This is a genomic window from Micromonospora noduli, from assembly GCF_003264365.1.
Taxonomy (GTDB): domain Bacteria; phylum Actinomycetota; class Actinomycetes; order Mycobacteriales; family Micromonosporaceae; genus Micromonospora; species Micromonospora noduli.
In genome coordinates this window covers 42,529-53,362 of the sequence record NZ_PYAK01000039.1, presented here as the reverse complement: position 1 = coordinate 53,362, position 10,834 = coordinate 42,529, and the positions used below count along the sequence as shown (strand labels likewise).

The 10,834-nt window shown below is 73.3% G+C and carries 8 protein-coding genes; 6 read left to right on the top strand and 2 right to left on the bottom strand.

The features are described from left to right. Nucleotides 1-195, top strand: a 195-nt coding sequence (locus tag GUI43_RS34330; RefSeq protein ID WP_428842227.1) for a hypothetical protein, incomplete at its 5' end; no start/stop codon positions are given. Nucleotides 196-568: 373 nt separating this feature from the next. Then, a complete protein-coding gene (locus GUI43_RS24115; protein WP_091403280.1) occupies nt 569-1,075 on the top strand; it encodes an inorganic diphosphatase in 507 nt (168 codons plus the stop codon). Nucleotides 1,076-1,106: 31 nt separating this feature from the next. On the opposite strand, the gene eccD is transcribed toward GUI43_RS24115, so the two are convergent. Next, nucleotides 1,107-2,510: a type VII secretion integral membrane protein EccD gene (gene eccD, locus GUI43_RS24110; protein WP_112699849.1), complete on the bottom strand. Its 1,404-nt coding sequence runs from the start codon at nt 2,508-2,510 to the stop codon at nt 1,107-1,109. Between the two features lie 101 nt (nt 2,511-2,611). Between eccD and eccCa the strand changes: the two genes are divergently transcribed. From eccCa to GUI43_RS24090, 4 genes are all read left to right on the top strand, one after another. Next, nucleotides 2,612-6,595 carry a type VII secretion protein EccCa gene (eccCa, locus tag GUI43_RS24105; RefSeq protein WP_112699848.1) on the top strand — a complete coding sequence of 1,328 codons (3,984 nt, stop codon included), beginning with the start codon at nt 2,612-2,614 and terminating at the stop codon, nt 6,593-6,595. 74 nt (nt 6,596-6,669) lie between these two features. Beyond that, nucleotides 6,670-8,010, top strand: a complete 1,341-nt coding sequence (gene mycP / locus GUI43_RS24100; protein WP_112604874.1) for a type VII secretion-associated serine protease mycosin — start codon at nt 6,670-6,672, stop codon at nt 8,008-8,010. A 52-nt stretch (nt 8,011-8,062) separates the two neighbouring features. Beyond that, nucleotides 8,063-8,854 (top strand): phosphatase PAP2 family protein, encoded by a 792-nt coding sequence (locus tag GUI43_RS24095; protein WP_112699847.1) that lies wholly within the window; start codon nt 8,063-8,065, stop codon nt 8,852-8,854. A gap of 37 nt (nt 8,855-8,891) precedes the next feature. Continuing rightward, the gene (locus GUI43_RS24090) at nt 8,892-9,599 is read left to right on the top strand and encodes a phosphatase PAP2 family protein (protein ID WP_112699846.1); all 708 of its coding nucleotides are present in this window, start codon (nt 8,892-8,894) and stop codon (nt 9,597-9,599) included. Nucleotides 9,600-9,618: 19 nt separating this feature from the next. Here the strand turns inward: GUI43_RS24090 and GUI43_RS24085 are convergent, their stop codons facing one another. Then, the gene (locus GUI43_RS24085; RefSeq protein WP_091403296.1) at nt 9,619-10,797 is read right to left on the bottom strand and encodes a MarP family serine protease; all 1,179 of its coding nucleotides are present in this window, start codon (nt 10,795-10,797) and stop codon (nt 9,619-9,621) included. Nucleotides 10,798-10,834: the final 37 nt, after the last annotated feature.

Genomic DNA, 10,834 nt, shown 5'->3' with positions numbered 1-10,834 from the left:
GCGGGCGCGGGCGCGGGCGCGGCGTCGGCGGGTGCCGGCAACGCGGAGATCGGCGGGCCCACCGGGGGAACCCCTCCGGGGCCGGTCGGCCCGGGACCGAACGACGGGCTGACCGGCGCAGGGCTCACCGGGACCGTGGCACTGCCGCGTGGCGGGCCGCTCACCGGTTGCTCACCGCCGGCTACCGGGAAGTGACCCGCGTTCGGAGCGGGCGACGTCGGCCCGGCCGGCGGGCGCCAGGGCAGCGGCGGGGGCCGCTCGGGCACCGTCTCCGGTGCCGGGGTCGGTGCTTCGGGAGCACGTGGGAGGTGCGCCTCCGGCACCGGGACCCGCCCCTTGGCACTGCCGGAGCCGGATCGTCCGGTACCGTGCGCGGAGCCCCCGTCCGGGCGGTAGTGTGAATCTTCCCTCCCCACGACCCCCTCCTCCCCCAGCGAAAATCGGCTTGGGTGACACTACTTCGGTCCGAAGACTATGCGGTGGCCGGAGTCGGCGGGTGGGCATTCACCTGTCCGGAGGGCCGCCATTGGTTCCGTTAGCCAGCGTGGGCAGACGAGGGAGCGTGCAGATGGATTTCGACGTGACGGTTGAGATCCCCAAAGGTCACCGGAACAAGTACGAGGTGGACCACAAGACCGGCCGGATCCGGTTGGACCGCACCCTCTTCACCTCCACCCAGTACCCGGCCGACTACGGGTTCATCGAGGGCACGCTGGGTGAGGACGGCGACCCGCTGGACGCCCTCGTGCTGGTCCCCGAGCCGACCTTCCCGGGTTGTCTGATCCGCTGCCGCACCATCGGCATGTTCCGGATGACCGACGAGAAGGGTGGGGACGACAAGGTCCTCTGCGTGCCCTACGAGGACCCCCGCCAGGAGCACCTGCGCGACATCCACCACCTGGGCGAGTTCGACCGCCTGGAGATCCAGCACTTCTTCGAGGTCTACAAGGACCTGGAGCCCGGCAAGTCGGTGGAGGGCGCGACCTGGGTCGGCCGCACCGAGGCCGAGGCCGAGATCCACGCCTCCTACCAGCGGGCCCGCGACGCCGAGGCGCGCGGCGAATCCATGCACTGATCGACCCTGACGCACCGGGCCCGGGGGCCGCTCAACCGAGCAGCCCTCGGGCCCGGTCGTACAGGTCGAGCACAGCGCAGGCGATCGGCACCACGGCGACCACCAGGGCCGTGTCGGTGAGGTCCGCGATCCTTCCGAGGTACGGCGAGACCGGCCGGCGGGCGTACCCGGTGCCGCTGGCGACCGCCACCAGGGCCAGCGCCGCCCCGCCCAGGACCAGCACCAACCGCCCGGTCTCGTCGGTCCGACCGACCAGCACGGCACCCAGCGCCGCGTAGCCGGCCAGCCCGGCGAGCACCGTCGGCACCCGGTGTCGCAGCGCCACGAACAGTCGCGACCGCAGCAGCAGCACGGCCGAGGTGACCGCCACCAGCACCCGACCGGGCGTGCCACCGGCGACCACGAGTACGACCGAGGTGGCCACCACCAGCAGCGCGTGGCCGATCAGCATCCCGGTGAGCATCTCCTCGGTGCGGATCACCGCGGCGTGCACCCGGCCCCGGTCCGGCAGGTCCCGCACCCGCTCCGGCTCCTCCGCGGGGGCGGCGGCCGGCAGGGTGATCGGCGGCAGGGGCAGCTTGCCCAGCCGGATGGCCAGCAGTGGTATCACGCCGACGGCGAAGACCAGTGCGCTGAGCAGCACCGCCGCCGTACCGGCCGTTGTCATCAGCAGCCCACCGAGCGCGGCCCCCGCGCCGATCAGGCCGACAGTGACACCGGCCACGAAGACCCGCAGCCGACTGGCCACCCCGAGGAGACCGATCAACGCCGCCAGCAGCAGCGCGACCGAGCCGGCCAGCAGTTCGGGAGCGCCCACCCAGCGGGCTGGCCCGAACGGCCCGACCGGGTCGCCGGAGCCGACGGACAGGGCACCGGCAGTGAACGCGTAGGGCAGCGCGTAGCCGCCGAGCGTCGCCCCGGCGACGCCGTCGCCGTTGGCGCGGGAGGCGACAGCGCCGGCCACGGTGAGCACCAGCGCCACCGCGACGGCCACCAGCCAGCCGGCCCGGTGCGTCGGGCCACCGGCGAGCAGCGCGAGCAGCCCGACCGCGAGTGGCACTGCGGCACCGGCCAGGCCGGCTGCCCGGGTGGCGGTGGGCGACCAGGCGCCGCCCCGGCGGCGAGCACCGTCGGCGATCGCCTCGATGACGTCGTCGTACTCCAACTCGGGCCAGTGCGCGCGGGCCGGCACGAGGTGCAGCACCTCACCGTCGCGCACCCCCTGCGGCAGCAGCGCCTGTGCGGTCACCAGCAGCGCCCCGTCGGTGCGGCGGAGCACCCAACCGCCGTGCTGCTCGCCGTCGTCGGCCAGCCCGACACCGGCGTGCCGGAGCACGTCGGGCAGCAGCTCAGCCAGGGGCACCTGCTCCGGCAGGGCGACGTCCACCCGTCGTTGCGGCGCGCTGATGGTGACGCGTGCCAGCCCGGTAGTCATCGACTGGTCTCCATATCGACTGGGATCGGAGGCTGCGCGGACGACAGGACTTTACCTACCATGAGCCAGGCTCGGGTTACCCAGCGCTGTCAGGAGGCCGAGTGTCCACCGTCGTCATCAAGCGCCCACCGCGCCGACCAGCGCCGGAGATTCCCGCCGGTGAGCTGTCGGTCGACGCACCGCCGGAGATCCCCGCGGTGACCGGCGGGCGGTGGCAGCAGTTGCTCATGCTGCTGCCCATGCTCGGCGGCACCGTCGCGATGGCGATGATGTTCGGCCGGGGCGGCGGGGCCTACTCGTACGTGGTGGGCGGCATGTTCGGGCTCTCCTCGTTGGCGATGCTTGTGACGTCCTGGGGCAGCGCCTCCGGCACTCCGAAGAAGTCCGAGATGATGGCCGCCCGCAGGGAGTACCTGCGCCACCTGGCCACGCTGCGGCGGCGGGTCCGGCGGACCGCGGGCCAGCAACGGGCCGGGCTCTACTACCGGCACCCGGATCCGGGCCGGCTCTGGTCGACGGTGGACAGCCACCGGGTCTGGGAGCGGCGCCCCGCCGACCCCGATTTCGCTGTGGTGCGGGTCGCCGTCGGGCCGCAGACACTGGCCACCCCACTGGTCCCACCGGTCACCCGGCCGCTGGAGGAGCTCGAGCCGATGACCGCCGGCGCGCTACGCCGCTTCCTGGACGCGTACTCAGTGGTGCCGGACCTGCCGGTGGCCCTGTCGCTGCGCAGCTTCGCCCGGGTGCACGTACGAGCCGCCGGCCGCGGCCGGACGACCACCCCGACCACCGGCGGGCCACCCACCGGCGACCCGGCGGCACAGGCGCTGGTCCGGGCCGTGCTGACCCAACTGGCGGTCTTCCACGCCCCCGACGAGCTGCTCGTCGCGGTGTGCGCTGGGCCGGAGCGCCGCGCCTGCTGGGAGTGGGTGAAGTGGCTCCCGCACGCCCACCATCCCGGCCGCACCGACGCGCTCGGCCCGGTACGCCTGGTCACCAGCTCGGCCGCCGAGCTGGAGTCGCTGCTGGCCGACGTGCTGGCCACCCGGTCCCGGTTCAGCCCGGCCGGCCCCGCCACCGACGGCCCACACGTGGTGGTGGTCCTCGACGGCGGCGACCTGACCGGTGCCAGTGACCTGACCGGCGACGGCGGCATCGACGCGCTCACCGTGCTGGACCTGGACACCCCGCCGCCCCGACTGCTGGACCGGTACGCGCTGCTGCTGGAGTTGCACGGCCGGCGGCTGCACTCGCTGTCGACCGACGGGCACGCCGAGGTGGGCACCGCCGACCAGTTGGACCTGGCCGACGCCGAGGCGGTCGCCAGACGGTTGGCGCCGCTGCGGCTCGCCGGCGCGGCCCGCGGGCCGGACGCCCCGCTCCAGGCCGACCTGGGCCTCCCCGAGCTGCTCGGCCTCGGTGATCCGGAGAGCTTCACGGCGGAACAGGGCTGGTTGCCGCGCTCGGCACGGGACCGGTTGCGGGTGCCGATCGGGGTGGGCGCGGACGGCGGCGCCATCGAGCTGGACCTCAAGGAGTCCGCCCAGGACGGCATGGGTCCGCACGGCCTGCTCATCGGGGCGACCGGCTCCGGCAAGTCCGAGCTGCTCCGCACGCTGGTGCTGGGGCTCGCCGCCACGCACAGCTCCGAACAGCTCAACTTCGTGCTCGTCGACTTCAAGGGTGGCGCCACCTTCACCTCGTTCGACCGGCTGCCGCACACCGCGGCCGTGATCACCAACCTGGCCGACGCGTTGCCCCTGGTCGATCGCATGGTGGACGCGATCAACGGGGAGTTGGTACGCCGCCAGGAGTTGCTGCGGCGGGCCGGCAACTTCGCCAGCGTGCGCGACTACGAGCGGGCCAGGGCGGCCGGCAGCCCCCTCGCCCCGCTGCCGTCGTTGCTGCTGATCTGCGACGAATTCTCGGAGCTGCTCTCCGCCAAGCCCGACTTCATCGACCTGTTCGTGCAGATCGGCCGGCTGGGCCGGTCGCTCGGCGTGCACCTGCTGCTCGCCAGCCAGCGCCTGGAGGAGGGCCGGCTCCGCGGGTTGGACACCCACCTCTCGTACCGGATCGGGTTGCGCACCTTCTCGGCGCTGGAGTCCCGGACGGTGCTCGGCGTGGCGGACGCGCACGAGCTGCCCCGCTCACCGGGCCACGGCTACCTGCGTGCCGGCACCGACCCGCTGGCCCGCTTCAAGGCCGCGTACGTATCCGGTGCCGTCCACCGTCGGGCCCCGCCGGGCGGTGTCGCCGCCGAGGGGGGCGCGCGGCTGCTCACCTTCACCACCCATGTCGTACCGGTGCCCGAGCCGTCGGCCCCGGTCGTGCCCGTCGTGGCGGAGGAGGAGGGCAGCAGGACGCTGCTCGACCTGCTGGTGGACCGGCTCGTCGGGCAGGGCCCGCCGGCGCACCAGGTCTGGCTCCCGCCGCTCGGCCAGCCGCCGGCCCTGGACGAGCTGCTCGGTCCGGTCGAGGTGCACCCGAAACGCGGGCTGACAGTGGGCAACCCGGAGCTGCACGGGGCACTCGGCGTGCCGATGGCGGTGGTGGACAAACCACTGGAGCAGCGCCGGGACCTGCTCTGGCTGGCGCTGGACGGCGCTGCCGGGCACGTCGCGGTGGTCGGTGCGCCGCAGAGCGGCAAGTCCACCGCCCTGCGCACGCTGATCTGCGCGCTGGCGCTCACCCACACACCGGCCGAGGTGCAGGTCTACTGCCTCGACTTCGGCGGCGGCGGGTTGGCCGCGCTGCGCGACCTTCCGCACGTCGGCGGGGTGACCGGCCGCGCCGACCCGACCGCCGTACGACGCACCGTCGGCGAGATGACCACCCTGCTGGTCGACCGGGAACGCCGCTTCGCCGAGCTGGGCGTGGAGTCGATGGCCGCGTACCGGCAGCGCCGAGCGGCAGCGGGGACGGCCGGGCAGCCGGGTACCGACCCGTACGGCGACGTGTTCCTGGTGATCGACGGGTGGACCACCATCCGCGGCGAGTACGACGACCTGGAGCCACTCGTCACCGACCTGGCCACCCGGGGTCTGTCGTACGGGCTGCACGTGGTCGCCACCGGGCTGCGCTGGCTGGATTTCCGCCCGGCGATCCGGGACCTGTTCGGCTCCCGGCTGGAGCTGCGCCTCGGTGACCCGGCCGACTCGTTGGTGGCCCGGCGTGCGGCCGCCAACGTGCCGGAGCGCTCCGGCCGAGGGGTGACAGCGGAGGGCCTGCACTTCCTCACCGCGCTTCCCCAGCTCGGTACCGCCGGCGGAGACACCGCCGACCTGGTCAAGAGGGCCGCCGACGGTTGGGTGGGTGCTCCGGCGCCCCGGGTGCGGCTGCTCCCGCCGGTGCTGCCGTACGCCGATCTGGACCTCACCTCGACGACCGGGCTGCGGCTGCCGATCGGGATCGCGGAGGCGGACCTGCGCCCGGTGTTGCTCGACTTCGCCACCGAGCCGCACTTCGTGGTCTTCGGGGACTCGGAGTGCGGCAAGTCGTCGTTCCTGCGCGCGCTGGCCACGTCGATCATCACCCGGTTTACTCCTGAGCAGGCCCGGGTGATCCTCGTCGACTACCGACGCAGCCTGCTCGGTGCCATCGAGACGCCACACCTGATCGGGTACGGCACCGCGGCGGCGCACACCGCCGACCTGGTCGAGTCGGCCGCCGGTTACCTGGAGCGGCGGGCTCCCGGACCGGAGGTCACCCCGCAGCAGTTGCGGGACCGGTCCTGGTGGTCCGGGCCGGAGCTGTTCGTGCTGGTGGACGACTACGACCTGGTGGCGGCGGGGCCGGCGAACCCGTTGCGCGCACTGGAGGAGCACCTGCCGCACGCCCGGGACATCGGGCTGCACCTGGTGCTGGCCCGCCGGTCCGGTGGGGCGAGCCGGGCCCAGTACGAGCCGATCGTGCAGCGCCTGCGGGAGCTGTCCACGGCCGGCCTGGTGATGGCGGGCAGCCCCGAGGAGGGCGCACTCGTCGGGCCGGTGCGACCCGGACCGCTGCCGCCGGGGCGTGGTCGGCTGGTCACCCGGCGGGAGGGCGTACGCCTCGTTCAGTTGGCACAACTGCCTCCGCAATGACCTGACTCGCCGGTTCTTCCCGTGACGGGTGGGGAAACCGGTAATCTCCGATCGTCGTGGTTCCGTCGGGATGGATGGCTGAGGATGTGACTGGGGTGCGGTACAGCGGTCCGTCAGCGGCCCGACGAGCGACCGGCCGGGCACTGCTCGGCGTGGCCGCGGCGCTTGCCGTCGTGGCCCCGACCGCGGCAGCCGTGCCGGTCGCCGCGCCCACGAACGGTGGACAGCTCGCCGGCGCGCCGATGGCGTTCGCCCCCGGTGACGCCGTCGCCCGCACCGATCAGGTCCGCGACGAGCAGTGGCAGCTCGACGAGTTGCAGGCCGAGACGGCGTGGCGCAGCTCGACCGGCCGGGGCGTGACAGTGGCGGTGGTCGACTCCGGAGTGGACGGCAACCACCCCGACCTGGTCGGCCAGGTGCTGCCGGGCAAGGACCTGGTTGGCCCGGGTGGTGCGCCGGGCCCGGATCCGGTGGGTCACGGCACCACGGTCGCCGGCCTGATCGCCGGGCGCAACGACGACAAGCGGGGTGTGGTCGGCCTGGCACCGGACGCCCGGATCCTGCCGGTCCGTGTGCTGGACGAGGAGAACCGTTACGACGACGCGCTGATCGTCGCCCAGGGGGTCCGTTGGGCGGTCGACAACGGCGCCCGCGTGATCAACCTGTCGCTGGGCGGCAGCGGCGACAGCCCGGCCCTGGCCGCCGCCCTGGACTACGCGTTCGTGCGGGACGTGGTCGTGGTCGCCTGCACCGGCAACCTGGCCACCTCCACCAGCACAAAGGTCTGGTACCCGGCTCGTGAGCCGGGTGTGATCGCCGTGTCCGGTCTGGAACGCAGCAGCGACAACCTGTGGTCCGGCTCGATCACCGGCCGGGCGACGGTGCTCACCGCTCCCGCCAGCGGGCTGGTCGGCGCCAAGCCGCCCGGCGGGTACTGGCGGGTGCAGGGCACCAGCTTCGCCGCGCCACTGGTGGCGGCGACCGCCGCGCTGGTCCGCTCCCGCTATCCGCAGATGCCCGCAGGTGAGGTGGTCAACCGGTTGTTGGCCACCGCCCGGGACGTGGGCCCGACCGGTCGGGACGACCGCTTCGGGTACGGGGTGGTCGACCCGGTGGCTGCGTTGACCGCTCAGGTGCCGCCGGTGACCGCCAACCCGCTGGACGACCAGACGTCGCCGGGCGTGACCGGTTTCGGTCCGGCGCCCGGCTCGGCCGACGACGATCCGGTGGCCGGTGCCGGTAGCGATCCACTCGGTCTCGCCGCATCCGGTCAGCAGAGCCGCTGGACGGCTCGGGCGGCGGGCGGTCAGGACACCTCCGCGCCGGAGCAGCTGTGGACCACTGTCGTGCTCCTCGTCGCTCTGGTCGGCGGTGCGGCACTGATGGTGCGCCGACTGCGTCAGCGGACCCGTTGATCGCGACCGACCGGCAGGCCTGACCGGCTGCCCGGCCGGGTAGAACGGACCCATGAGTACGCACCGGCCGCCCACCCTCGCCCCCACCGGCCAGCCGTCCTGGCGGCACCGCCGATTCGATCCCGACCATGCGTTGGGTCTGCGGCTCACTCTCGCCGCGACGGCGGCGTTCCTGGTGCTGGTGCCGTTCGCGCTGCTCACACTGCTGGTGCTCGGCGCCTGGGCACCGCTGCACCGGCTGGACACGGCGGTCACCGACGCGCTGCACGGCTACGCCCAGGATCACCCGGCCTGGGTCGTGCTGATGCGGGTCTGGACCGAGGTGTTCGCACCGATGCCACTGCGCGCCGTCGCCCTGCTCCTGGTGGTCTGGCTGCTGCGCCGGGGAGCCCGCCGGCTGGCCCTCTGGGCGGCCACCACCATGGTCGTCGGCGGGTTGATCGGCCCGCTGCTCAAGTTGCTGGTCGGCCGGGACCGGCCGGAGTTGCTGGCCCCGGTGGCCCGGGCCGCCGGCTACTCGTTCCCCTCCGGGCACGCGCTGAACGCCACCCTGGCCGCCGGGGTGCTGCTGCTGGTGCTCCTGCCGTACGCCCGACGGGGGGTGGCGCGGGCCGCGCTCTGGGTGGCGGCGGTCCTGCTCACAGTGGTGACCGGGCTGAGCAGGGTGGCGTTGGGCGTGCACTTCACCAGCGACGTGGTGGGTGGATGGTTGCTCGGTGTGGCTGTGGTCGCGGCTACCACCGCCGCGTTCACCAGTTGGCGGGCACACACCGGTCTTCGGCCGGTCCGGCCGACCCGCGACGGCGTCGCTCCCGAGGTCGAGCGGCAGCCGGGAGCGGCCTGAGGAGTGAGGACGAGGTCGGCCGGGTACTGGCCGACCCATGTCCGAGACCGTGGTCCAGATCGTCCGGCGGGTACTGCTGCCGGTGTCCCTCCTGCTCGGGCTCATGGTGCTGCTCGGGGTGCTGGTCACCCGGGTGTTCGCCAGGACCTGGCCGTTCACCGTGGAGGACGCGGTGAACCGGGAACTGGCCGCCGACCGCACCGGCGACTGGAACAACGTCTCGCTGGTGTTCAGCACGCTGGCCAGCACCCAGATGATCGTCGTGGTCACCGTGCTGGTGGCGTTGGCGCTGCGGCTCTGGCTGAAGCGCTGGCGCGAGCCGCTGTTCCTGTGCGCGGCGGTGACCGCCCAGGCACTGGTGTTCCTGCTGACCACGCTGGCGATCGACCGTCAGCGGCCGGCGGTGGAGCACATGGACGTCTCGCCACCCACGTCGAGCTTTCCGTCCGGGCACACCTCGGCGGCGGTGGCGCTCTACGTCGGCATCGCCGTGCTGCTGGCGCTGCGGGCACGGAGCACCGGCGCGAAGGTCGCCTGGTGGACGCTGCTGCTGATGGTGCCGCTGGGCGTGGCGATGACCCGGATGTACCGGGGAATGCACCACCCGAGCGACGTGGTGGCGTCCTTCCTCAACGGCGGCACATGCGTCGCGATCATGGCGCGTGCCGTGCTGGACCGGGGGCTGCGGTGGGGCCGGGCGAAGCTACCGACCGTCGGGCGCCCCGCCCTGACGGCTCGGAGCTGAGCTCGCCCCGCGGCCACGCTCAGGTGCACTCGCCGGTGGCGACCTGCCGGTTGCGTTCGGCACCGGCCAACGCCACCGGGCGGGCCTCGGCCGCCGTGACGGCGAAGCCGGTGTTCGGGTCGTCGGACGCCGCCGCGAAGATCACGCCGAGCACCAGGCCGTTGGCGGAGAGCAGCGGACCGCCCGAGTTGCCGCTGCGCACCAGCGCCCGGATCGTGTAGATCTCCCGGGTCACCTCGCTGGACGAGTAGATGTCCGGGCCCTTGATCCGGTCGACGTCCCGGACCCGCGCCGACTGCGCGTTGTACGGGCCGTCGAGCGGGAAGCCGAGCACGATGGCGTCGGAGCCGCTGCCCGCGTTGCCGGCGGCGAACCGCAGGGACGGCCCGGGCAGCCCGGGCACGAGCAGCACCGCCAGATCCCGGTTCGGGTCGTAGACCACCACCTTGCCGTCGTACCGCTCGCCGCCCAGCTCCACGGCCACCGAGCGGGTGCCGGCCACGACGTGCGCGTTGGTCATCACCCGGTCGTCCGCGTACACGAAGCCGGAACCCTCGATCCGGCGTGAGCAGCTGGGCGCGGAACCGAGCACCTTCACGACCGACTGCTGACCGCTGACCACCACCTGCGAGCCGGCCAGTGCCGGGTCCGGCGGGTCGACCTGCCGGGCCCGGGTGGGCGCGAGGTCACCGAAGACGTCCGGGAACCCGTCGGTGTCGACGGTGTCCTCCAACGCCGTGGACAGCTGCTGGGCCTGCTCCGGCAGGACCTGGTTGACCACCGTGATCAACGCGCTGTTGCGGACTGAGGCGGCGAGCCAGGGCACCGAGGACGAGCCGAGCGGCACCGCGACCAGCCAGGCGAGCAGGAGCACCGCGAACAGCGAGACGAGCGCCCCACCGACGTCGTCGGCCCGTTTACCCACGTCGCTGGTGATCGTCTTGCGCAGGTGCGAGCCGAGCCAACCGGCGAGGGCCTGCCCGACCACCGCCAGCCCGAAGATGGCCACCAGCGAGATCAGTACACGGGTGCCGGCGTCCACGAACTGTCTGGCGAACAGCGGCCCGAGCTGGAGACCCAGCAGCAGACCCAGGAAGAAGCCGGACAACGACGTGACGCCGATGACGAAACCCTGGCGGTATCCGCTGATCGCGAACACGAGCATGAGCAGCAGCAGGACGAGATCCACGACGGACACGGGTCAAGCGTACGGGCAGTGTGCCCACCGGATGACC

Excerpts from the sequence above, each read along its gene's own strand:
- GUI43_RS24115 (WP_091403280.1), top strand. The coding sequence starts at position 569 with ATGGATTTCGACGTGACGGTTGAGATCCCCAAAGGTCACCGGAACAAG.
- mycP (WP_112604874.1), top strand. The coding sequence starts at position 6,670 with ATGGCTGAGGATGTGACTGGGGTGCGGTACAGCGGTCCGTCAGCGGCC.
- eccD (WP_112699849.1), bottom strand. The coding sequence starts at position 2,510 with ATGACTACCGGGCTGGCACGCGTCACCATCAGCGCGCCGCAACGACGG.
- GUI43_RS24095 (WP_112699847.1), top strand. The coding sequence starts at position 8,063 with ATGAGTACGCACCGGCCGCCCACCCTCGCCCCCACCGGCCAGCCGTCC.
- GUI43_RS24090 (WP_112699846.1), top strand. The coding sequence starts at position 8,892 with ATGTCCGAGACCGTGGTCCAGATCGTCCGGCGGGTACTGCTGCCGGTG.